General features: G+C 62.7%; 17 protein-coding genes. 12 read left to right on the top strand and 5 right to left on the bottom strand.

Annotation, left to right across the window (positions count from 1 at the left end):
• The first annotated feature begins 44 nt into the window (after positions 1-44).
• Positions 45-1967 (top strand): bifunctional diguanylate cyclase/phosphodiesterase, encoded by a 1923-nt coding sequence (locus tag LOKO_RS07980; protein WP_066447403.1) that lies wholly within the window; start codon positions 45-47, stop codon positions 1965-1967.
• Positions 1968-2049: 82 nt separating this feature from the next.
• Here the strand turns inward: LOKO_RS07980 and LOKO_RS07985 are convergent, their stop codons facing one another.
• From LOKO_RS07985 to LOKO_RS19350, 4 genes are all read right to left on the bottom strand, one after another.
• A complete protein-coding gene (locus LOKO_RS07985) occupies positions 2050-2385 on the bottom strand; it encodes a tryptophan synthase subunit beta like protein (protein ID WP_066447409.1) in 336 nt (111 codons plus the stop codon).
• Positions 2386-2477: 92 nt separating this feature from the next.
• Positions 2478-6101 carry a retention module-containing protein gene (locus LOKO_RS07990; RefSeq protein ID WP_066447412.1) on the bottom strand — a complete coding sequence of 1208 codons (3624 nt, stop codon included), beginning with the start codon at positions 6099-6101 and terminating at the stop codon, positions 2478-2480.
• A gap of 400 nt (positions 6102-6501) precedes the next feature.
• Positions 6502-8655: a DUF5801 repeats-in-toxin domain-containing protein gene (locus LOKO_RS07995; protein WP_066447415.1), complete on the bottom strand. Its 2154-nt coding sequence runs from the start codon at positions 8653-8655 to the stop codon at positions 6502-6504.
• Positions 8656-8704: 49 nt separating this feature from the next.
• Positions 8705-8917, bottom strand: a complete 213-nt coding sequence (locus LOKO_RS19350) for a hypothetical protein (RefSeq protein ID WP_162492493.1) — start codon at positions 8915-8917, stop codon at positions 8705-8707.
• A 156-nt stretch (positions 8918-9073) separates the two neighbouring features.
• On the opposite strand from LOKO_RS19350, the gene LOKO_RS08005 reads away from it, so the two are divergent.
• From LOKO_RS08005 to LOKO_RS08030, 6 genes are read left to right on the top strand one after another with little or no spacing between them, the layout of a single operon-like run.
• Positions 9074-10051 carry an ABC transporter permease gene (locus LOKO_RS08005; RefSeq protein ID WP_066447424.1) on the top strand — a complete coding sequence of 326 codons (978 nt, stop codon included), beginning with the start codon at positions 9074-9076 and terminating at the stop codon, positions 10049-10051.
• Complete coding sequence (locus LOKO_RS08010; RefSeq protein ID WP_066447426.1) at positions 10048-10881, top strand: ABC transporter permease; 834 nt, start codon at positions 10048-10050, stop codon at positions 10879-10881. Before LOKO_RS08005 ends, LOKO_RS08010 begins: the two co-directional genes overlap by 4 nt.
• A gap of 31 nt (positions 10882-10912) precedes the next feature.
• Positions 10913-12529, top strand: a complete 1617-nt coding sequence (locus LOKO_RS08015) for an ABC transporter ATP-binding protein (RefSeq protein WP_066447429.1) — start codon at positions 10913-10915, stop codon at positions 12527-12529.
• Positions 12530-12546: 17 nt separating this feature from the next.
• The gene (locus LOKO_RS08020; RefSeq protein ID WP_066447432.1) at positions 12547-13938 is read left to right on the top strand and encodes an FAD-binding oxidoreductase; all 1392 of its coding nucleotides are present in this window, start codon (positions 12547-12549) and stop codon (positions 13936-13938) included.
• Positions 13939-13943: 5 nt separating this feature from the next.
• Positions 13944-14864, top strand: a complete 921-nt coding sequence (locus tag LOKO_RS08025; RefSeq protein ID WP_066447435.1) for a DMT family transporter — start codon at positions 13944-13946, stop codon at positions 14862-14864.
• A 43-nt stretch (positions 14865-14907) separates the two neighbouring features.
• Positions 14908-16020, top strand: coding sequence for a pyridoxal phosphate-dependent aminotransferase (locus LOKO_RS08030; protein ID WP_066447438.1), 1113 nt, complete (start codon positions 14908-14910; stop codon positions 16018-16020).
• Here the strand turns inward: LOKO_RS08030 and LOKO_RS08035 are convergent.
• On the bottom strand, positions 16017-17441 hold the full coding sequence (locus LOKO_RS08035; RefSeq protein WP_066447441.1) for a sigma-54 interaction domain-containing protein: 1425 nt from the start codon (positions 17439-17441) through the stop codon (positions 16017-16019). The two genes, LOKO_RS08030 and LOKO_RS08035, sit on opposite strands and share 4 nt — an antisense overlap.
• 210 nt (positions 17442-17651) lie before the next feature.
• Here LOKO_RS08035 and speB point away from each other — a divergent pair, with 210 nt between their 5' ends.
• The 5 genes from speB to LOKO_RS08060 all read left to right on the top strand — a co-directional run bounded on the left by speB (position 17652) and on the right by LOKO_RS08060 (position 23741).
• Entirely contained in the window at positions 17652-18602 is a 951-nt protein-coding gene (gene speB / locus LOKO_RS08040) for an agmatinase (protein WP_066447443.1), read from the top strand.
• A 59-nt stretch (positions 18603-18661) separates the two neighbouring features.
• A complete protein-coding gene (locus LOKO_RS08045; protein WP_066447445.1) occupies positions 18662-20059 on the top strand; it encodes a YjiH family protein in 1398 nt (465 codons plus the stop codon).
• A 9-nt stretch (positions 20060-20068) separates the two neighbouring features.
• Entirely contained in the window at positions 20069-21685 is a 1617-nt protein-coding gene (locus LOKO_RS08050; RefSeq protein ID WP_066447446.1) for a 5-guanidino-2-oxopentanoate decarboxylase, read from the top strand.
• Between the two features lie 21 nt (positions 21686-21706).
• Positions 21707-23170, top strand: coding sequence for an aldehyde dehydrogenase family protein (locus tag LOKO_RS08055; RefSeq protein WP_066447450.1), 1464 nt, complete (start codon positions 21707-21709; stop codon positions 23168-23170).
• Positions 23171-23252: 82 nt separating this feature from the next.
• On the top strand, positions 23253-23741 hold the full coding sequence (locus LOKO_RS08060; RefSeq protein ID WP_066447456.1) for a GNAT family N-acetyltransferase: 489 nt from the start codon (positions 23253-23255) through the stop codon (positions 23739-23741).
• Positions 23742-23752 lie beyond the last annotated feature (11 nt).

The raw sequence follows: 23752 nt of genomic DNA on the forward strand, positions 1-23752 counted from the left end.
CATAAAAAACAGGGGTACCAACCCCAGGCGGAGGAATAACCGAGATGTCACTGATCAAGCAGCTCTGGCTGACCATCGTGGTACTGCTGCTGCTGGCGTTCGTCGGCAGCCTGCTCATCGGAGTGACGAGCAGCCGCCACTATATCGAGCAGGAAATCCGCATCAAGAATACCGACAACGCCAATGCGCTGGCGCTTTCCATGAGCCAGATGGAGAAGGACCCAGTCATCCTGGAGCTACTGCTGGCCGCTCAGTTCGACACCGGGCACTATCGACGCATCGAACTTCGTGACCCCGAAGGCGAAGTCATCGAACAACGCATTGCCAACGACCACATCGAAGACGTGCCGGGCTGGTTCGTCGAACTGGTCCGCTTCGATATCCCAGCCGGCCAGGCCGTCATACAGGATGGCTGGCAGCAGTTCGGTACGCTTGAGCTGGAAAGTCAGCACAGCTTTGCCTACCGCTCACTCTGGCGAAGCAGCCTCGAACTGGCCGGCTGGTTTGCCATTGCCGGCGTGATCAGTTTACTGCTGGCGAGCTGGATCGTCCGCACCATTCGCCTCCCTCTCCGCGATGTGGTCTCCCAGGCGCAGGCCATCGGCGAGCGCCGCTTCGCCACGGCAAGGGAACCCAGGACCCTGGAGCTGCGCGAGGTGGTACAGGCCATGAACCGGCTATCAGGCGCCGTGCGACAGATGCTGGGAGAAGAGAGCGACAAGCTCGACCAGTTGCGTCGGCGGATGCAGCACGATTCGGTTACGGCAATACCCACACGGGGCCCCTTCCTCGATCAGCTACAGGCACATCTTAGCAGCGACAGCGATGATGCCAGCGGCACACTCGCCCTGGTACGGGTGGCCCGCCTGGCCGAAGTCAATCAGCAGCTTGGTCATAACGCGACCGACGCTCTATTGGCCAAAGTGGCCCGCAGCCTGAAACAGCTGGGTCATCTCTCCGGAGACGGCAAGGTAGGAAGACTGAACGGAAGCGATTTTGCGCTGATCGTGCCGCGTCACCATGACCTTGAAACCCTCGGCAGTGAATTGAAGACATGCCTTGAAGGCCTTTCGCGTGAGCACGATGATGCGATTTCGCTACCTTCCGCCCTGTGTGAATACACCCAGGGAGAGAGCCGGGCCAAGCTGCTGGCAAGCCTGGACGGCGCACTTTCCGCAGCCGAGAGCCAGGAGCAGAATGGCCAGGTAATACTGAGCGTGCCTGCCAGCAGCGTGCTCTACACCAGCCATGAAGAGTGGCGCAAGGCGCTGAAACAGGCGCTTGACCAAGGCGTCTTTCTGGCCCACTACCCCGTTCTCGATCCCAAGGGGCACCTGATCCACCACGAGGTACCCTCCCGGCTGCGCCTGAAGGAAGAGTGGCAGCCGGCCGGCGTGTTCCTGCCCTGGGTGTCGCGCCTGGCCATGTCGGCAGAACTGGACCTGGCCGTGGTATCGGCGGCCCTGAAGGACACCGAGACAAGCGGCAAGCCTGTCGGCATCAACCTCTCGGCGCATTCGTTGCGAGACGGCCGCTTCGTCAGTGAGCTGCTCACACGAATTCGCTCCCGCCCGGACTGCGCGTCCCGGCTGTGGTTCGAGCTCCCGCAATCAGTCGCCATGCAACAACCCAAGGCGCTACAGCACCTGTGCAAGGAGCTGCTGCCACTGGGCTGCCGGATGGGCCTCGAACACGTCAGCACCCAGTTCGGCAAGATCGAGGGGCTCCAGGACCTGGGACTGACCTTCATGAAAATCGACGGCTCGCTGAGCCAGGACATCGAGAATCAAAGCCAGCAGCAGAGCCTGCTACGTGGCATGTGTACCCTCGCCCATTCACTTGGCATCATGGCGATTGCCGAGGGCGTGGCATCCCGTGCCGCAGCCAATACGCTCTTCGAATTGGGGATGGATGGCGTAACCGGCCCCGGCATTCGCCAGAACAAGGATGATCAGGACCAGGATTGAGGGGAATAACCGGCGCCCGGAAACGGACAGCCTGAATGACGAACAGCCGGCACCTGTGCCGGCTGTTCGTACGATAAAATTGTTAGATTACGCCGCTGTCGTCGTCGGAATCGGACATCAAGCCCACACTATTCAACCGCTTGCGCAGCGACTGGCGCTCCATCAGCTTCTGCTGGGCGGGTTCGGGCAGATCGGTAAAACTGATCACGCTCTTGTCCATCAGCACGTTGATGACGTCCTCGAGCACCCGCACGAAGGCAAGGTCCGATTTGGAAAGGGCCATGCTCTCCACGTCTTCGTCATCGGAAACGAAGGCCTGCAGCTCCGGTGAGCATGGCGGCACGAATTCCTTGCACTCGGCGGTCGCCTCGCGGCTGACCTGAACGACCTGACCCGACTCGTCGCGTTTGATGAACATTTTTCTGCCCTTCCAAGATCTTTACGCAGGGTAACAAAAGCCCTGCCTGGTGTCTCCAGGCAGGGCAGCGTCTCTAACCAAACATCATGTCACTAATCGATGTTCAGTTGCCCACTCTCCAGCATCCCCTGGAGGAAGCCCGCGGAATTGCCACCGTCCATGCTGACGTTCTCCAGCACGATTACTTGAGTGGCATTGCTGCCATCCATATGAATACCGCCGCCATGGTTGACGTAGAGCACGGTGTCCGCCCCCTCCTGAGCCGCAACGATGAAGCTATCGATAGTCTCGACACTTTCATCCTGCAGCAGGTCCGCCAGATCCAGCACATCCTTACCGTTGCCGAAATCCTTAACGGTATCAATGGCCGGTGCGCTGGTTGTACCTTGGTCACCGAAGTACCACTGGAACACATCGTCGCCATCGCCACCGATCAGGGTATCATTACCGGCCCCGCCGATGAGAATGTCGTCACCCGCACCACCAGAGAGCACATTATTGTCCGCATCTCCATTCAGCACGTTGCTGTTTTGAACAGTGACATTCAGAGACCCGGATACGATATCCCCATCGGCATCCGTCGCTGTAAAGCCGAACTGCAGATGCTTCGGCACGCCTTCATCCAGTGTGAAGGTCGAGATGGAAGTGATCCGTACCGACGTGTTGCTCCCTGCCGTGAGGTCCACATAGTCGATGTAAGTGCCAGGCGAGGCTGTGATGAACAAGCTTCCATCCACGAGCGAACTCGACGATGCGATACCCGAAAGGGTGGTACCGTCAGTCAGTTTTGCCGTGTACGCCACAGTTTCGCTGCCATCCAGGCCGTTGATACCAATCTTGGCGACGTAGGCCAAATTAACCTTTCCGCTGGCTCCCTCATTATCGAAGTCAAGGCGCATGGTTTCGCCAGTGTCGAACTGGTTGTTATGGATCCCCATTCCCTGCGTACTGGGATTGACATCTCGGCTGCCCGTAATCTTGATCGCCCAGGGCTTAGCATTCGGGCTCGAGCCAAAGGAGCCGTCTTCATAGATGAAGTAGGCAGGCTGCGGACCGCTGGCCCCTACCGAGCCTAGCAGGCTGGAGTTGAGGACAGCCACGTCCAGAGGCTGGAACTTCTCATAGGTGTAGGTGCCGTTCGGATGCGCGATCAGCTCGAACACTGCCTGGCCCCCTGCTGTTGCAGTCAGAACGCTACCGTCAGCCGATATTTGGTATGTAACGGCCTTGCCACCCGATGTAAGCCCTGCCGGCGGCGTGCCGGATAGTGTCACTTTGCCAGGGAAGTCGGCGCCGATATCGGCAAGCGTACCGGTAAAGCTGACACCAATAGCATTGAGCGAGACAGCATTGGTGACATTCAGCACCGGGGCATCGTCGATGATGGCAATCGTCAGGTTGGCGCCGCCACTGCTGCCACCCACCCCGCTTACGCTGAGCGACACGCTGTCGGTCAGCACGGCGTCGGCCGTGCTGCCCGAGTCACCGTGGGTTTGTGCCTCGTTCAGCACGTAGAGGTAGCTGACCGTACCGGAGGTGGCCGTACCGCTGTAGCCGGTCAGGTAGAGCGTGCCCTTGGCGGTGGCGATGCCGGTCGAGGGCGTGGCACTGCTGAAGCCTTGCAGCTCCGCCAGGGTGAACGTCGCCGTTCCGACGGTGACCGTTGCGATGCCGTCACTGGCCGCCACCTGGAAGCTGCCGCTGGCGCTTTCACGCGTGTCGTCCACCGAGGTGAGACCCGCTTCGTAGACAGTGCTGTCGGCCCCTTCGGCGTTGACGATCACCTCGGCGCTGTCGTCTGCACCCTGGATCGACAGGCTCAGGGTGGCGCTGGCGGTATCGCCGTCGGCATCGGTGATGGTGTAGCCGAGGTTGAAGGTCAGCAGGTCATCGGCGTTCAACGCCTGCACCGCGGCCAGGCTGTTGTCGAGGGTGAAGCTCCAGTTGCCGTCCGTGTTCAGCACCAGGCTGCCGTACTGGCCGATATCGGCCAGCTGTGCCTCGGTGACGTTCCAGATCACGCCGGCGGTGCCGCCGGCAGGGCCGTCGGCGCCGAAGCTGTCGTTACCGAGCACGCTGCCGCTGAGCACGTTCACGGCACCATCTTCGGTTACGATGCCGCCGTTGTCGTTGCCGGCCACGGGCACGTCGTCGACGATGTCGACGGTGAAGCTGTCCGTGGCGGTGCTGCCGTCGCTGTCGGTGACCTCCAGGGTGAAACTGTCGCTGGTGGTGTCACCGCTGGTGGGGCCCGTCAGGGTGTAGGTCCAGCTGAAGCTGCCGCCGACGCCCGGGGTGACCTCCAGGCTGCCGTGGCTGCCCGTGACCGTGCCGCCGGCGGTGACGTTGACGCCGTTGATTACCAGGCTCGCCAGGCCGTCGTTGCCGGTGTCGATAATGAAAGTGCCCTGGGTGACGTGGGAGCCGTCACCCGCCGCACTGCCGTTCGGCAGGCCGGCTTCGGCGACGCTGTCGCTGTCGCTGTCGGCGCTGATGGCGATCGTGGGCTCGGAGTCGGGTGCCACGGTCACGGTCAGGGTGGCACTGGCGGTGTCGCCGTCGGCGTCGGTAATGGTGTAATCGATCACCGCGTCGCCTTCGAAGCCGGGCGCTGGGGTGAAGGTGACCTGACCGTTGGCCGCGAAGCTCAGCGTACCCTGACTCGGGTTGCGCAGGCTGGCCGCGGTCAGGGTGGCGCCGTCGGCACCGGCAGTGTCGTTGGCCATCACGTTAACGGTGATGGGGGTGTCTTCGCCGATGCTGGCGGTGTCGTCGAAGGCCAGGGGAGCATCGTCAACGAAGGTAAGCTTAAGCGTACCCGTGACATTCCCGCTTGTGCTGAAGACTGTATAAACCAAGCTGGCTAGCGCGTCATCCATCCCCTCACCGTGCAACAGGCTGTTCACCTGGGTCACGGTAAAGGCACCGGTGGAGGGGTTGATCTCTAGGCGGAAAATGGTGATACCACGAGCTTCGGAAACCGCCTGCAAGGTATTGGTGACGGCATTCCAACTGAACGTGAGCGTGTCTCCGCCAACCTGGAGTATCACTCCATCCATCGCAGCGAAGGTTACCGTTCCACCACTACCGGAACCGAAGGTAAAAGGAAGCACGCCGCTGGCTACCGAACCCGGCTCGTTCAACGTCTCGATATCGAGCAGCGTGGCATCGAAGCTTTCCGCCGTCGGTGCAATGACCACAGGCACTTCAGGCACTTCCGGCTCTTCCTCTTCCGCCAGCAAGAAAGCCCCTCCCTGCTCTTCCGGCGGTCCTCCCAGGTCGTTCAAGCCAAAGTTGAATGCCTGAGGGTTCAGATCCTCGGCGATACGCGCCAGGCGCACGAAACTGTGGCCACCATTGGCTGCGCCGCCGGCCCCGGCCCCTGCTGCAGTAGCATCGAGTACGTCGAGAAGATCGACGGAATCATCACCCAGCGCCGCCAGCAGTGCTTCGATGTCCTCATCGAGGGCCGCGAACTCACTAGGTTCCAGCGGCTCCTCGGCATTGAGTTCAGACGTCATCACGACCTGTTCACCACCCTGGATCAAGGTGGGATCCAGGTTGTCACCAAAGTCGAGCTGTACACTCGCTCCATTGGACGTGACAACGGTTTCTCCTTCCTGCAGGAAGTCACCGACACGCAATTCACGCAAGTTGCCAGAGGCATCACGAGCCCAGGCCTGACCGGAGAGGGACAGAACGGTTGCAATAGACATTTTGGGAAAACCCCGCAAAGGAATGATACGAATTCACGAGGCTCGCCACGGCCAAACAGACCACAGCTTGGAGGGGGCGTGCTTGATGCCGAGTATGCGCCAAGGCCAGCGGCGCGATATTGGACCGAAGTACAGGGTGAGAAGAAAAAATGAGTGGTAGTGCCCAGCCTAGCGATGGACCGGTTTCACGGCACACCCATCATCGGAGACGAACGTTTGCCGCTACGCCAAGCATAGCAGCACGAATTCCCTAAATCCGGCAGTCGCCTCACGGCTGAACTGAATGACCCGCACCGACTCGTCGAGTTTGATGAACATTGCTCACTCCACCTGATTGAGTGAGAAAAAAAACCCCGCCTGGGCTAACCAGGCGGGGTATAACGATGACTAGACGATTAGATCATTGGTCAATGTGAAGCTGACCTGTCTCGATCAAATGTTTAATCAGATCATCGCCATTGGCAAAGGGTTGGTCATCACCGTCCCTCCAGCTATCAAAGCTCTTTCCTTCAAGCTTGATGATCTGGTCGGCGTTGTACTTGTTGCCATCCAGATTGCCCTGAGAGCTGATATAAAGCGTCGTCTCGTTCTCGTCCCCCTCGGCGAGGATGAAGTTGGAAATGTCTGCCCCCTCTTCCTCTTCACCAATCAATAGATCAGAGAGATTCAGCCGATCAGCTTCCTCGTTAACACCGAACTCGCCAGGGGTAAAGTCTGTTACCGTATCAATGGCAGGAGAATCGGAGGTTCCGCCGTCGTTGAGGTTCCAGACGAAGGTGTCGGCGCCTGCACCGCCGGTGAGTATATCGTCGCCGGCGCCGCCGATGAGGATGTCGTCCCCATCGCCGCCGATGAGGGTGTCATCACCATCACCTCCTACGAGCACGACCCCTTCATCACCATCAATACCAGCGATGGTGTCAGTTGAAAGTTCACCACCCTCACCAATCAAAGCTATAGAAAGCAGATCTTCAAGGGTATCACTATCGCCATCCGCGTCGAATACAGACAATTCGAAGTCAAAAATCAGATCATCGACCTCGAAAGCAAGGTCATATGTAATGTCGTTGATACCAAATCTAGAACCACCTTCGTGGTCAATTCTCATGGTTTCAAACGTGTCACCAACATATACGAAGTATTCGGAGTCAACCACCTCCCAAGTTCCAGCTTTATCAGAATCAAAGACGACTGTTAGACCGCTCGAATTTCGAGCGACAGGAAGCACACCACCTTCGAACTCCACTCCATCGAAAGAAAGTTTAATATTTGCAGGCCCAGAGCCACCCCACTGCACAAAATCAAAATTGACAAATTTCTGCTCGGTATTGAAATCCAGTTGCATCCAATCATCGCCACTGATCGTTGGCTGCTTTACACCAATACCATTATCAGATGCATTAATATTATCAGAGCCAGAGATTACTAGGGTTTCATCTTCAGTGGTAACAGACCCTGTTGGCCCGAAAGCACTAAATGCCTTTCCGGAAACCGTAGCAGTGGTAGCCAAATCATTTGAGTAGAGCGTGAATGCATAGGTGCCATCTGGATTTATCTCCAGCGAAAAGAAGAGGCTAGTGTCAGGACTATCTGGATTAGTAAATGCCAGCAGCTTTGTACCGCCATCCCCCCCCTCTGATACAGGATTGGTTGTCGTGACCAAGTAGAAGTTAAACAGGCTACTACCGTTACTTATAGCATCGACCTTCACGAAGCCATTACTGTCAGGTTCTCCCTCAATAAAAGTAATGGACTGACCATCGAAAGAGCCTGTTCCAGCAAGTACTGCAGAAAGGTAATCAAGACCATCTCCACCAAAATCAGCTTGATACTGACCAGTGAAAGTGGTGCCAGCCGCACTGACCAATACAGCGTCCATGACGGAAAGGAATACTGGACCGTCATCCTGGAAGCCGAGCTGGCCACCCAAATCAACAGAGGTCATGTCACTGGCCTGATCACCATCCCCATCGGTCAGGGTCACCGTGCCGCTCAGCAAGACCTGCCCGTCACCCAGGTACAGGATCTCGCTGCTATCACTCGGTGTCGGGTGGTCAATGGCCTGCTGCTGATCCAGCACAAGGTTGTCGCCTTCCTGGCGCACCACGAATACAGTGTTGCTGTCACTGATAGCGCTCGATTCAGCCGCGGTGCTGCCGATGACTTCACCGTTAACCAGATGCAGGTAGACCACATCACCACCGCTGGTGATAGCTTTGTCGTCGCTGTCCTTCGCGATGCTTCCGTCGACACCCTCGCCCAGCACCAGGCTGTAGCTCCAGGTCTTGGCATCACTGGCCGCCTCGCCGTCGGCACCATACTGAACGTCGGCTAAGGTGAAGAAGGTACGCAGCTCTGCGCTGGCTGTGCCGAGCTCAGCATCAGTGGTCAGCAGATCCTCAAGCTCAGCCGCAGCGGCAACGTTCAGCGTCGGCACGTCGTCGACGATGCTGATGCTGCCGCTGAGATCCGCGCTCAGGGTCTCGCTGACCACGTCGCCGTCACCGTCGGTGACGGTGACCGTGGCCTCGACGCCGACCAGACCGGCCGGCACACGTCGAGTACCGCCATGGCGATGCGAAACCCCTGGCCTGGCTGGCCGATCATGGCGCTCGTCGGCAGGTGCATGTCGGGAAGCCGAGCTCCATCAGCCAACCCACCGGAACGTCCTCATGGAGGATTTCCTGAGCTTCCATGTACAGCGCTTCACGCTCCTCGTCAGGGAAGGCGGTGGCTGCCTCGTTGAACAGCTCGTCGATCCGCTGTGACGTGAAGAACCTGGTCACTTCCGGCGTGGGGGTCAACGACGGCTTCAAGGATGCCTGGCTAGACCGCTAATCCATTAGCGTACCAAGCGGGGGCGGTCCGACCGCCCCCGCTGTCCCGGTAAGCACTGATCGAAAGCACTGATCCATGGGCGGTGTCGAGCGCGACATGGATCAGGGCTTCCATCCGATTGTTGAGGCTCCCGCATGCTCTATGCACGCTTGATCCTGATGCGGCTGCTCAAAGCCGTCGTCGTCCTGTTCATGATCATCATCTTCAATTTCTTCCTGATCCAGATGGCACCCGGGGATCCCGCCGCCATACTGGCCGGCGAGGCCGGCGCCACCGATCAGGAGTTTCTGCGCCAGCTGCGCGAACGCTTCGGCCTCGACCAGCCCCTCTATGTTCAGCTATGGCGTTATGTCTCCGGCATCGCCATGCTCGATTTCGGTTACTCCTATCGTCAGCAGATGCCGGTTCTCGACCTGATCCTGGCCCGGCTGCCCGCCACTCTTCTGCTGACCGGCACGGCTTTCGTGCTATCGCTGGCACTCGGCATCGTCGCCGGCTCCATGGCCGCCGCCCGGGTCAAGAAGCCCTCCGGCTCCATCATCATGGCGCTGGCCCTGATCTTCTACGCCACGCCGCTGTTCTGGGTGGCGCTGATGTCCGTGGTACTTTTCTCAGTCTACCTCGGCTGGCTTCCCGCCTACGGCATGTACACCGTGGGGGCAGGACTCGACGGCTTTGCCCTGGTGCTGGACGTGGCCAAGCATCTGGTGCTGCCCGCCACCACCCTGGCGCTCTTCTTCATGGCCATCTATACCCGCATGACTCGCGCCTCCATGCTGGAAGCCAGCCAGCAGGACTACGTCAAGACCGCTCGCGCGAAGGGATTGAGCCCCAGGGTCATTCAGCGACGTCATATCCTGCGCAACGCCTTGCTGCCGATCATTACCCTGGCCGGCCTGCAGGCGGGCCAGATGGTGGGTGGCGCCATCCTCACCGAGACCGTGTTCGCCTGGCCCGGCATCGGCCGCCTGATGTATGAGGCGCTGATGCAACGCGATTACAACCTGCTGCTTGGTATCTTCTTCTTCTCCGCGGCGCTGGTCATCGTGTTCAACATCATCACCGACCTGGTCTACCGCCTGGCGGATCCGCGTATCAAGGAGGGCTCATGAGCTTCTTCGCCCGCTTCGCCCAGAACCGGGGTGCCCTGGTCGGCCTGATCATTCTGTTGACGATCATCCTGATGGCCCTGCTCGCCCCCTTCCTCTACCCCGATTCGCCCTGGCGCATGGTACAGCGCCCCTTCCTGGCCCCCATGGAGGTGGAAGGCTTCCTGCTAGGTACCGATACCATGGGCCGTGACGTCGCCGCCGGCATCATGCACGGCGCCTGGGTATCGCTGTTGATCGGTCTCGTCTCGACGACCGTGGCACTGGCGATCGGTGTCCCCCTTGGCGCCATCGCCGGCTACTACGGCGGCCTCATCGACGATGGCCTGATGCGTTTCACCGAGTTCTTCCAGACCATTCCCAACTTCGCCCTGGCGATTGTGCTGGTGGCGATCATGCAGCCCAGCGTGACCTCCATCGTGCTCGCCATCGCCATCGTCAGCTGGCCACCGGTTGCCCGCCTGGTTCGAGCCGAGTTCATGTCGCTGCGCCACCGCGAGTATGTGGAAGCAGCCCGACTCGTCGGCCAGACCAACCGCACGATCATCCTGCGTCAGATCCTGCCCAACACTCTGTCGCCGATCATCGTGCTCGCCTCGCTGATGGTGGCCACCGCCATCCTGCTCGAGTCGGCGCTCTCCTTCCTGGGCCTTGGCGACCCCAACGTCATGTCCTGGGGCTACATGATCGGCGCCGCCCGGACCGTAATTCGCCAGGCCTGGTGGCTGAGCTTCTTCCCGGGTCTTGCCATCCTGCTGACGGTGCTGGCACTCAACCTGGTGGGTGAGGGTCTCGATGACGCACTGAACCCGAAACTTTCCCGCGAACGCTGATAAGCGCCGGACCGTCAATAAGGAGTGTCCCATGAGTGAACCAATACTCAGCATTCGCGGCCTGACCATCGCCCTGCCCAAGGGCGCCGACCGCGCCTACGCCGTGGAGGAGGTCAGCTATGACGTGGAGCGAGGCGAGATCATGTGCGTGGTGGGCGAATCCGGCTCGGGCAAGTCCATGGCGGCCAACGCCCTTATGGGGCTGCTGCCAAAGGGCGTCCGCCCTACCGCCGGTGAAGTGATCTTCGATGGCCAGGATCTGCTGACGCTCACCGAAAAGCAGCATCGCAAGCTTCGCGGCCTGCATATCGGCATGATCTTCCAGGAGCCCATGACGGCCTTGAACCCCTTGATGCGGGTCGGTGCTCAGATCGCCGAGGTCTTCGAGGCCCACGGCAAGTACAACGGCAAGGAACGCGAGGTCCGGGCGCTGGCACTGCTGGAGGAAGTGGGCATACCCCAGCCCGACAAGGCCATTCGCGCCTACCCCTTCCAGCTCTCCGGCGGCCAGCGACAGCGGGTAATGATCGCCATGGCGCTGGCCCTGGAGCCAAAACTCCTGATCGCCGACGAACCTACCACGGCCCTCGACGTGACCACCCAGGCGCAGATCCTGGAACTGATCCGGGACCTGCAGAAGCGACGCGGCATGTCGGTGATGTTCATTACCCACGACTTCGGCGTGGTGGCCGAGGTCGCCAACCGGGTCTGTGTCATGCGCTACGGCCAGATCGTCGAGCTCGGCACAGCCAGCGAGGTACTCGAAAACCCGCAGCATGAGTACACCCGCGCACTGATCGAGGCGATACCCAGCAACATCATTCCCGAAGCCCGCGGCGGCGAGCGGCCTGCCCCCCTGCTGGAGGTGAACGGGCTCAACAAGGTGTTCCGTTCCAAGGGCGGCCTGTTCAAGGCGGCCCGGGAGGTTCGCGCCCTGGACGATGTCTCCTTCACCCTGGCCCCCGGCGAAACCGTCGGCATCGTCGGCGAGTCGGGCTCCGGCAAGTCGACCCTGGGTCGCTGCGTTGTGCGTCTCGAACGCCCCGACAGCGGCACGCTCTCACTGGCCGGCACCGACTTCACCACACTGACCGGCGAGGAACTCCGCCGCCAGCGCTGGCGCGTGCAGATGATATTCCAGGACCCCTACGCCTCGCTGAACCCGCGTACCCGCGTCGGATACGCAATCGCTCAGGGTCCCATGGCCAACGGCGTTTCCCGGGAGCAGGCCATGAAGCAGGCCGGGGAACTGCTGGACCTGGTGGGCCTCGGCGCCGTGGCTGTCGACCGTTTCCCCCATGAGTTCTCCGGCGGCCAGCGACAGCGCATCGGTATCGCACGAGCCTTGGCCCTGAACCCCGAGTTGATCGTCGCCGACGAGGCGGTATCGGCGCTGGATGTCTCGATCCAGGCCCAGATCCTGGAACTGCTGGAGGACCTCAAGCAGAAGCTGTCGCTGTCGCTGCTCTTCATCACCCATGACCTGCGGGTGGCGGCCCAGATCTGTGATCGGATCATCGTCATGCAGCATGGCCGTATCGTCGAGCAGGGCACTGCCCAGAACGTCTTCCTTTCGCCCAAGGAGGCCTATACCCGCGAGCTGCTTGAGGCCATTCCGGGTCGCGCCCATGAGCTGGAAAGCGCATGAACGAACAAGGACACCGAATGGAAGCCCTACTCAAGGAGATTGTTGCCGTCGTTGGCGCAGGCAATGTGCTGACCGGCACCGACGTTGCTCAGCGGCGGGTCGACTGGCTGACCGGCGCCCCCTGTCAGGCCGGGGCCATCGTGCGCCCTGCCGATACCAGCGAGGTTTCCGCCGTGATGCGCCTTTGCCATGCAGCCAACCAGCCGGTTGTGACCCATGGCGGCCTGACCGGACTGGTGCATGGTGGAGAAGTCTCCCCCGACGAACTCGCCATCTCGTTGGAACGACTGACCGCCATCGAGGCGGTGGATCTTGTCGGTGGCACCATGACCGTTGAGGCGGGTGTCCCCCTCCAGCGGGTACAGGAGTTGGCCGATGAGCACGACGTCCAGTTCCCGCTGGACCTGGGTGCGCGTGGCTCCTGCACCATCGGCGGCAATATTGCCACCAATGCCGGCGGTGTGCGGGTCATTCGCTACGGGATGATGCGCCAGCAAGTGCTGGGACTCGAAGCCGTGCTGGCCGACGGCACCGTGGTCAGCTCCATGAACCACATGCTCAAGAACAACGCCGGCTACGACCTTAAGCAGCTGTTTATCGGTAGCGAAGGCACCCTCGGCATCGTGACCCGGGCGGTGCTCCGCCTGCAGCCGAAGATGAGCAGCGAACAGACCGCGCTGGTGGCCTGCCCCTCGTTCGAGGCGCTTACGGGCCTTTTGCAGCATATGAGCCATACCCTTGGAGGAAGCCTCGGTACCTTCGAGGTCATGTGGCGCAACCACTATGCGCTACTCACCGTGGAGAGCGGCCGGCATACGCCCCCCCTGCCCACCCACTCGCCGTTCTACGTGATCATCGAGTCCCTGGACATCGATGACGAGACCAATGCAGCACGCTTCGGCCAGGCGCTGGAGTCCGCCTTCGAGGCCGGCCTGATCGTCGATGCCGTGCTGGCACAGTCCGACAATCAGCGTCGCGGCATCTGGGATATCCGCGAGGACATCGAGGGGTTGATACTGAATCTGGCTCCTCTGTTCACCTTTGACGTAAGCCTCCCCATCCCTGAAATGGAGGCCTATACGGACGGGCTCGAAGCCGCCTTGCGCAGAGACTGGCCCCAGGGACGCATGGTGGTATTCGGCCACCTGGGAGACGGCAACCTGCACGTCTCGATCAGCGTGGGAAGCACCACCGCCGAGGTACGACGAGCCGTGGAACAGCTAGTTTACAGCCCGCTGGCCGAGCTGGGCGGCTCGATTTCCGCCGAGCATGGCATCGGGCTGGAGAAGCGTGACTACCTGGCACTCTCGCGCACCCCCGAGGAGATCGCCTTGATGCGCACCCTGAAACAGGCGCTCGATCCTCGCAACCTGCTCAACCGCCACAAGGTGCTGGCCCCGGAGTCCTAGCCGCCATGACGGCCCCTGCTTCCCCCGCCCTGCTGCAACGAACCGGTATCACGACGGCGCTGTTGATTGGCGCCATCGGTCTGTTCTGGGGAGGCAACTGGCCCGCGGTACGCTTCAGCCTGATGGACATCCCCCCGTTCAGCCTCAGGGCCATCGGCTTTACCGTCGGTGCCGTGATGCTGCTCGGATGGGCCTGGATCCGACAATTGCCATTGGCCATCAGTGCCGAGGAGTGGCCCTGGCTGGTGATTGCCGGCGTGTTCACCATTCTTGGCTTCAATGTCGGCACCGCCTTCGGCCAGCTGCACATGCCCACCTCCCAGGCAGCCATCATCGCCTTCACCATGCCCTGCTGGGCGCTGTTGATGGCCATCGGCATCCTCGGCGAGCGCATCACCCGGAGGCAGTGGCTGGGCCTGGGACTCGGCCAGGCCGGCCTGCTGATACTGCTGGGCCCGGCCGCCTGGCGGGCCGGCTCGGAGGGGCTCGTCGGCCCCCTGTTCGTGCTCTGCGCCGCCCTGTCGTGGGCGCTGGGCACCGTACTGATCAAGCGCCGCGGCGGCTGGAAGGGCCATCCCGTGGCCATCACCGGCTGGCAGTTCGCCATCTGCGCCGTGCCGATGGTGCTGCTGGCTGCAGGACTGGAGTCACCACCTTCTCCGCTCGAATGGCGGACCACCACCTGGCTGGGTCTGAGCTATCATCTTGTCTTTGCGATCTGCCTGGCCCAGATGCTGTGGTTTCGCAACGTCAATCGCCTGACCATCGGCCAGTCCACCATCAGCACGCTGATCATCCCGGTGGTCGGCGTCTCCAGCGCCGTTGTGTTGCTGGGCGAGCCCTTCACCTTGCATATTCTGGTGGCACTGGCACTGACCCTGTCCGCCGTAGCGATCGTCATGACACAACGAAAGACTACGGCATGACGCCAGACCCCATCCTTCATTCATCATCAAACGGGAGACCTGCATGCCCCGCTTCCCCGACCACCTGACCGGTTCCGGCCCCAGCAATCCCTTCCCCGGCATCAAGGTACTGGAGCGACGCATCGGCCGCGAGATACCCCATCGGCTGGGCTCCAACGAAGGCCTGGACATGCCTCACCGCGCCCTGCGCGAGCGCTTCGGCGATGCCATGGCCGAGCATGTCTACTGCTACGGGGACTCGGAGGCGCTGGGGGTACGGCAACGGCTCAGCGCCCTTCACGGCTTCCCGCTGGAAGCGACCCTGGTGGACGCCGGCGCCGACAGCCTGATCGCACTGGCGCTGCGCACCACCGCCACAGCGGGCTCCACGGTGGTCAGCGCCAGCGGCACCTATCCCACCTTCGGCTACTTCGCCCGGGGCCAGGGCTGCCGCCTGATCGAGATACCCTACGAGGAACGACCGGGTGTTCTCGCCCCGGACCTCGATACTCTTCTCCACACTGCATGGAAAGAGCAGGCCCGCCTCGTCTATCTCGCCAACCCCGACAACCCCAGCGGCCACCTGCACGGTGACGACGCCATCCGCCGACTGCGTGCCGAGCTGCCCGACGACTGCTGGCTGCTGCTGGACGAGGCCTACCACGACTTTCGTGACGACGCCGACTCGACCTTCAGCCGCGAGGTGCTGCCGGGGGTGATTCGCCTGCGCACGCTCTCCAAGGCTCATGGCCTGGCCGGCCTGCGGATCGGCTATGCCATCGCCGAACCCGACACGCTCGAGATGATGATGAAGGTGCGTATCCACTATGCGGTCTCGACCCTGACCCTGGCCGCAGCCGAGACGGTACTGGATCACAACGAGGAGGTGCGCCAGCACGTAAGCGACGTCAAGGCACGCCGCCAGCGGCTTGCCGATCATTTCTCAGCAATCGGTGCCGAGGTGCTGCCCAGCGCCACCAACTTCATCGCTCTACGCCTGCCCAGCGCCGAACTAGGCGAACGACTCAACCGCGAGCTGCTGGAGGCCGGCCGACTCATCGCCCGCCCCGCCCACCCGGACCTGGGTCACATTCTGCGCATCACCGCGGTGGAAGACGCTCTGCAGCCCGGCCGATTCGAGATCCTCGAGAAGGCACTGGCGGAGATGACGCGCTAGCGATGGGTGCGTTCGATACGTAACCCATGGCGCTGCAGCTTGCGCACGACACTGGGCTGACTGATGCCCAGCCGCCCGGCCATGGCATAGGTACTCGACAGCTGTTCGCACAGTGTCGCCAGCACCTGGCGTTCGGTCCGGGCGAGATACGCCTTCAGCGACTCGTCCTCCGCCATTGCCAGGGGGGCAGGGGTAACGACAGCAGCATCAGTGGTTGCAGCGTGTCCCACGGGCCGCCCCAGGGTAGGGGCTTCGATCACGTCTCCGGCGCTGGAAAGCCAGGCGCGTTCGAGCCAGTTTTCCAGCTCGCGGACGTTGCCCGGCCATTCGCTGCCCATCAGCTCCGACCAGACGCTGCCGTGCAGCAACTTCTGGCGGCCATAGCGCTGGTTGAGGCGATCAAGGCAGGACTCCACCAGCGCCGGTATGTCCTCGCGGCGCTCCCGCAGCGGTGGCAGCGTCACCGGGATCACGTTGAGCCGGTAATAGAGATCCAGCCGGAAGGCCCCCTCCTCGACCCGGCTAGCCAGGTCCTGGTTGGTCGCCACCACCAGTCGAAAGTCGACCCGCCGCGGCCGGGTGTCCCCCAGTCGGGTGACGGTGCCATCCTGGATCACCTTGAGCAGCTTGGTCTGCATCAGCAGCGGCAGCTCGCCCAGCTCATCGAGAAATAGCGTGCCACCCTCGGCCTGCTCAAGCAGGCCGGCCTTGCCCTGCCGGGCGGCGCCGCTGAAGGCCCCCGGCTGGTAGCCGAACATCTCCGACTCGAACAGGTTCTCGGGAATGGCACCGCAGTTGACTTCGATGAAGGGCCCGTCGCCGCGTCGGCTCCAGCGATGCAGCTGGCGAGCGAAAGCGGTCTTGCCGACCCCGGACTCGCCCAGCATCAGCACGGTGGCATCGGATGGCGCCACGCGCTTGAGCAGCAGCGCCAGTTCACGCATCACGCTGCTACGCACCTGCAGTGCCTCCAGCGTCTCATCCAGCTCGCCATCCTGCTCCGTCGGCCCCGGCTGGCTGCGCCGAAGATGCTCGCTGAATCGCTTCTGGAGCAAGGCATATTCATCCTGCAGCAGCTGAAGGTCGGTGAGATCCCGGGAGCGGCTGACGATACGCTCCAGCCTGTCATCGACGAACACCGGATGGGCCTCGGCGATGACCCGCCTGCCGGTCCCGGTGACCTGCATCAGCTGGGCCGGCTTGCCCGTGCGCATCACCTCCATGCTGATCGAGGGCTTCAGCACGCCGCTTGCCTCCAGCGCCTGTACCGTACTACTGGTCAGCGCTTCCCGAGTCATCCCGTAGACCGCCGCGGCACCCGGGCTGACATCGAGAACTCGGCCGCTTCCGTCAACGATGAAGAAATGGTCATTGGCGGTCTCGACGATGGCCTGCACGACCCGCGCATCGATCTCACTCATATCGGCTCCTGATTATTCCGCGTGCCAATACAGTATTGCATCGCTGATTCAATATTGCATCGAATCCCACCCAATTCGATGCGCTAGTGAATCACTTGCGAGCACGGAACGCCGGCCGGCCGGGAAGCACCAGCTGGCACGAAACATGCATTCCTATCAGTACAGGTACTAATGCCAGCGCCCTCTCAGCCAGCACAACCGGAGTTCCTCATGTCCGAGTACAATCAGCCCCTCGGCGGTAACGAGATGCCCCGCTTCGGCGGCCCCGCGACCATGATGCGGCTGCCCGCCCAGCCGACGGCAGAGGGTCTTGATGCCGCCTTCATCGGTATCCCCCTGGACATCGGCACCTCGAACCGACCGGGCACCCGGCTCGGCCCGCGCCAGATTCGCGACGAATCACGCATGCTGCGCCCCTACAACATGGCCACCCGGGCCGCGCCCTTCGACAGCCTGCAGGTCGCCGATATAGGTGATGTGCCGATCAACACCTTTCACCTGCCCAAGAGCGTCGACATCATTACCGACTTCTATGACCAGGTGCTGGCCAATGGCTGCATCCCGCTCACCCTGGGCGGGGAGCACACCATCACCCTGCCGATACTGCGCGCCATCGCCAAGAAGCATGGGCCCGTGGGATTGATTCATATCGATGCCCATGCCGACGTCAACGAGCACATGTTCGGCGAGCCCATCGCTCATGGGACGCCCTTTCGACGCGCCCAGGAAGAGGGCCTTCTGGCGGCAAACCGCGTGGTGCAGATCGGCCTGCGCGGCACCGGCTACTCCGCCGAGGATTTCGACTGGTGCCGCCAGCAGGGCTTTCGCGTCGTCACCGCAGAGGAGTGCTGGCACAAATCGCTGGCGCCGTTGATGGACGAAGTACGTGAGCAGATGGGCGATGGCCCCGTCTATATCAGTTTCGATATCGATGGCCTCGATCCCTCGGTCGCCCCCGGCACCGGCACCGTGGAAATGGGTGGCCTGACCTCGGCGCAGGGCCTGGAGATCGTCCGTGGCGCAGCGGGATTGAACATCGTCGGCGGCGACCTGGTCGAGGTATCACCGCCCTACGACCCCAGCGGCAACACTGCCTTGATGGGCGCGACCCTGCTCTACGAGATGCTCTGCGTGCTACCCGGCGTCACCCGCCGCGGCTGAGGCCCCAAGGCAATTTCAGCACTCCGGATTCAACGACAACAAGCCTGAGGAATAACAGCATGTCTTCCACTGAATCGACTTCCGAAGAGACGGCCGCCCCTAAGCCGATGGAGCGCCAACCGCTGGACCGCCGCAATCTGCTACGCTTTCTGATCCCCTCCCTGATCGGGGTCAGCCTGTTCCTGATCCCCTTCCAGGTCGGCGATACCATCAATATCGGCATGGGCCTGATGGCCGATGGCCTCAAGGCGCTGCTCGATGGGGCCCTGCCGGCCATCGCCGTGGCCGTCCTGACGGTCTCGGTGCTCGCCACCCTCTACGTCAAGCTGGGCAAGCCCGCCTGGGCGGAAAAAGGGGTGCTGCGCGACATGTTCCATGTCGGCCCGGTATGGTTCGGCATGCGCATCCTCGGCGCCGCCTTCGCGCTGATGACCTTCTTCCAGTTCGGCCCCGAGTTCGTCACCGCCCCCTTCACCGGCGGCGTGATGCTCAACGACCTGGCCCCGGTGCTGCTCACCTTCTTCTTCTTTGCCGCCCTGCTGCTGCCCTTCCTGGTCGAATTCGGCTTCATGGAGTTCATCGGCAGCCTGGTGCGCAAGCCCTTTCGCGTGATCTTCAACCTGCCCGGGCGCAGCGCCATCGATGCCACCGCGTCCTGGATGGGCTCGGGCACCGTCGGCGTATTGATCACCACCCAGCAGTACGAGAAGGGCTTCTACAACCGACGTGAAGCCTCGGTGATCGCCACCAACTTCTCTGTCGTCTCCATCGCCTTTGCCCTGCTGATCACCAGCTTCGTCGATCTCAATCACATGTTCGTCCAGTTCTACTTCACCGTGGTGGTGTCGGGACTGATCGCTGCCGTGATCGTGCCGCGGCTGCCGCCCCTGTCGCGCAAGCCGGATACCTATTACGAGCCGGTAGGTTGCCAGCTGGCCGAGAAGCGCACCGAAAACGTAGGCCTGTGGCGCTACAGCCTCAACCAGGCGATGCGCCGTGCCGAGCATGCCCCCGGCCCTCGGGAGCTGGCACGCAATGCTCTGTTCAACGTCGCCGATATCTTCCTCGCCCTGCTGCCGCTGGTATTCGCCATCGGCACCGTGGCACTGATACTCGCCGAGTTCACGCCGCTGTTCACCTGGCTCTCCTACCCCATGGTGCCGGTGCTGGAACTGCTGCGCATTCCCGAAGCCGAGGCGGCCGCACCCGCCACCCTGGTCGGCTTTGCCGACATGTTCCTGCCGGCGGTGCTGGCCACCAATATCGAAAGCGAGCTGACCCGCTTCGTGATTGCCTGCCTGTCGCTGACCCAGCTGATCTACATGTCGGAAATCGGCGCGCTGCTGATGAAATCGAAGATTCCGCTCAAACTGTGGGAGCTGCTGGCGATCTTCCTGCTGCGCACCGCGGTGACGCTGCCGATCATCGCCTTCATGGCCCACACCTTCTTCTTCTGAGGTTTCTCGATGGCAACCGATACCCTGACCTGCGCCAGCCTCCTCCTGACGCTCCTCAACAAGCGCTATGAGGTCGACACCGTCTTCGGCATTCCCGGGGTACACACCGTCGAGCTCTATCGGGGCCTGGAGGCCAGCGGCGTCCGCCACGTCACACCGCGTCACGAGCAGGGTGCCGGCTTCATGGCCGACGGCTACGCACGGGCTACCGGTCGCCCAGGGGTATGCCTGATCATTACCGGCCCCGGCATGACCAATATCGCCACCGCCATGGGGCAGGCACTCGCCGACTCGGTGCCGATGCTGGTGATCTCCAGCGTCAACCGCCGTGACACCCTGGGACGCGGCCAGGGGCGGCTGCACGAACTGCCGAGCCAGCAGCAGCTGCTGGCCGGGGTTTCGCGCTTCAGCCATACGCTGCTCGACCCCGCCGCCCTGCCCGAAGTGCTGGCACGGGCCTTTGCCGTGTTTCGCAGCGAACGGCCCGGCCCGGTGCATATCGAGATCCCCATCGACCTGTTCGATGCCCCCGCAGCACCACCGCGCAGCTGGCAGGCACCGGCACTCTATCGTCCGGCACCGGACCCCCAGGGCCTGGCGTTGGCGGCGCAATGGCTACACCAGGCCGAGCGGCCCCTGGTACTGCTTGGCGGCGGCTGCGCCGATGCGCCCGAAGCGGCACGGGTCCTGGTGGAGCGCCTGGATGCCCCGACGGTCACGACCATCAACGCCAAGGGGCTGCTCGGACGCTCGCACCCGCTGGACCTGGGGGCCAACGCTGCCCTGCCGGCGGTCCGCGAGCTGGCCCACGGGGCCGACGTGATTCTCGCCGTGGGTACCGAGCTCGGCGAGACCGACTACGACGTGGTCTTCGACGACGGCTTCGTCCTCACCGGCCAACTGATCCGAATCGACCTCGACGCCCAGCAGCTGGTGCGCAACCAGCCCCTGGCCCTGGGCCTGGTGGGCGATGCCGGCCACAGCCTTGCGCTGCTGCTCGACCACTTCCCCCACCCCTTGGCCAAGGACGGCGCCGAACGCACGGCCAGTACGCTGGCCACACTCGGGCTGGTGGAGGACCCCGCCTTCGCTCCCTTCGTGCCCCTCTATGAAGTACTGCAGGAGGCCTTGCCCGACGCCATCCTGGTCGGCGACTCCACGGCACCGGTCTATGCCGGCAACCACCTGGTCTCCCAGCCGGCGCCGCGGCGCTATTTCAACGCCTCCACCGGTTACGGCACCCTGGGCTACGGTCTTCCGGCGGCGCTGGGTGCCCAGCTCGCCCGCCCCGACCTGCCGGTGGTCGCCCTGGTCGGTGACGGCGGCGTCATGTTCACCCTCTCCGAGCTTGCCACCGCCGTGGAAGAGCGACTGCCCGTCGTGATCCTGCTGTGGCACAACGCCGGCTATGAGGAGATCCGGCGCTATATGGACGCCCATGGGGTCGAGCGCATCGGTGTCGACATCCAGGCGCCGGATTTCCTGACCCTGGCCCGCGGATTCGGCTGCCTGGCGACCCATGTCGACAGCCCCGGCGCACTGGCCCAGGCATTGGCCAGCCGCCCGCTGGACGGCCCCTTCCTGATCGAGGTGGATGCCCACGCCTGGCAGCGAGCTATCGGTTAGCCAACCAAGAAGAGAATCCTCATGCAACGCCTTGACCAGCAATTCATCAATAACCATTGGGTGGCCTCCCGGGGCGAACGGCGGCTGACGGTGACCAACCCCTACACGGAGACGGTGATCGCCGAGGTCACCGCCGGCGATCCCGCCGATGTCGAGGCCGCCGTGGCCGCGGCACGGCGAGCCCTGCCGGCATGGCAGGTTCTCTCTGGCGCCCAGCGGGCAACCTACCTCGAGGGCTTCGCCGACGCCCTGACCCGACGCCGAGACGAGCTGGTTCGCCTTTCCTCCACCAACAACGGCAAGGTGCTCGCCGAAGCCGGTATCGACCTGGACGACGCCATTGCCTGCTACCGTTACTATGCCGGCCTGGCCCGGGCGCTGGACGCCCGTCAGGGCCGGCCCGTGGCGCTGGAAATGGAAGGCGTCGAGGCTCGCTGCTATCACGACCCGGTGGGCGTGGTGGGACTGATCACGCCCTGGAACTTCCCCCTTGTGACCAGCGCCTGGAAGCTGGCACCGGCCCTGGCGGCGGGCTGCACGGCGGTACTCAAGCCCTCCGAGGTGACCCCGCTGCCCGAACGCACGCTGGCCGAAATCGCCCAGGAGATCGACCTGCCCGCTGGCGTACTCAACCTTGTGTTCGGCGATGGCGAGGGTGTCGGCGCACCGCTTGCCCGACATCCCGGCATCGACAAGGTCTCCTTCACCGGCAGCAACCGGGTCGGCGAAGCGGTCATGCGGGCCGCCGCCGAGCGCACGGTCGGTGTCTCCCTGGAACTGGGCGGCAAGTCGCCGATCATCGTGATGGAGGATGCCGACCCCGACCAGGCCGCCGACTGGGTCATGGCCGGCATCTACTTCAATGCCGGCCAGATCTGCTCGGCCACCTCGCGCCTGATCGTCCATGAAGCCGTTGCCGAGCCGCTCTATGCCGCCCTGGCGAAACGTATCGACGCCCTGGTGCTGGGCGACCCGCTCGACGAGAGCAGCGACATGGGGCCACTGACCAGCGCGCGCCAGCGCGAGAACGTACTGAACTATCTCGCCGTGGCCGAGCGGGAGGGGCTCGTGGCCGTACGCGATGCCAGGCATCGTGAGCTGCCTGGCCAGGGCTACTTCGTGGCGCCCACCCTCTACCGCGACGTGCCGATCGAGAGCCGGCTATGGCGGGAGGAGATCTTCGGCCCGGTGCTCTGCGCACGCAGCGTCGCCAATGAGGAGGAAGCCGTCGCACTGGCCAACGACAGCGAGTTCGGCCTGGCCGCCACAGTAATCAGCGACGACCCTCGGCGGGCTTCTCGCATCGGTCGTCAGCTGCAGGCAGGCAGCATCTGGCTCAACAGCGAACAGCTGGTACTGCCCCAGACCGGCTGGGGCGGCTTCAAGCGCAGCGGCATCGGCCGGGAGCTGGGCCCCTGGGGGCTTTCCGCCTACCTGGAGGTAAAGCACCTGATCGGGCCCACCGGTAGTGGTGACGAAACTTGAATTACCCTTTGCTGATCGACTTGGCGTAAAATCTTGGATCGATGCTCAGGAGCAGGCTCCACGTGTTCAAGGAGGAAACCGCATGATCCGCATCCGTCCCTTTCAGCCCGACGACTGGCCCGCCATGTGGGAATTCATGGCGCCGGTCCTGCATGCCGGCACCACCTATGCCGTGCCGCGAGGAATCGGTGAGTCCGACGCCTACCGTATGTGGGTGGAGCTACCCCGTGCGGTCAGGGTGGCCGAAGACGCTGCGGGCAAGGTACTCGGCACCTATTACCTCAAGCCGAACCAGCCCGGCCCCGGTGATCACGTCTGCAACTGCGGCTATCTGGTCGCCGAGCATGCCCGTGGCCAGGGCATCGCCGGCAGGATGTGCCAGGATTCCCTTGGCCTGGCCCGCGAGCTGGGTTTCACCGCCATGCAGTACAATCTCGTGGTGGCAACCAACGAGGTCGCCATCCGGCAGTGGCAGAAACACGGTTTCTCGATCGCCGGCACCCTTCCCTGTGCCTTTCGCCATCCCGAGCAGGGGCTGGTGGATGCACATATCATGTACCGTCTCCTGTGAGGGAAGGCGGA

Origin of the sequence: Halomonas chromatireducens (assembly GCF_001545155.1) — a bacterium.
GTDB lineage: Bacteria > Pseudomonadota > Gammaproteobacteria > Pseudomonadales > Halomonadaceae > Halomonas > Halomonas chromatireducens.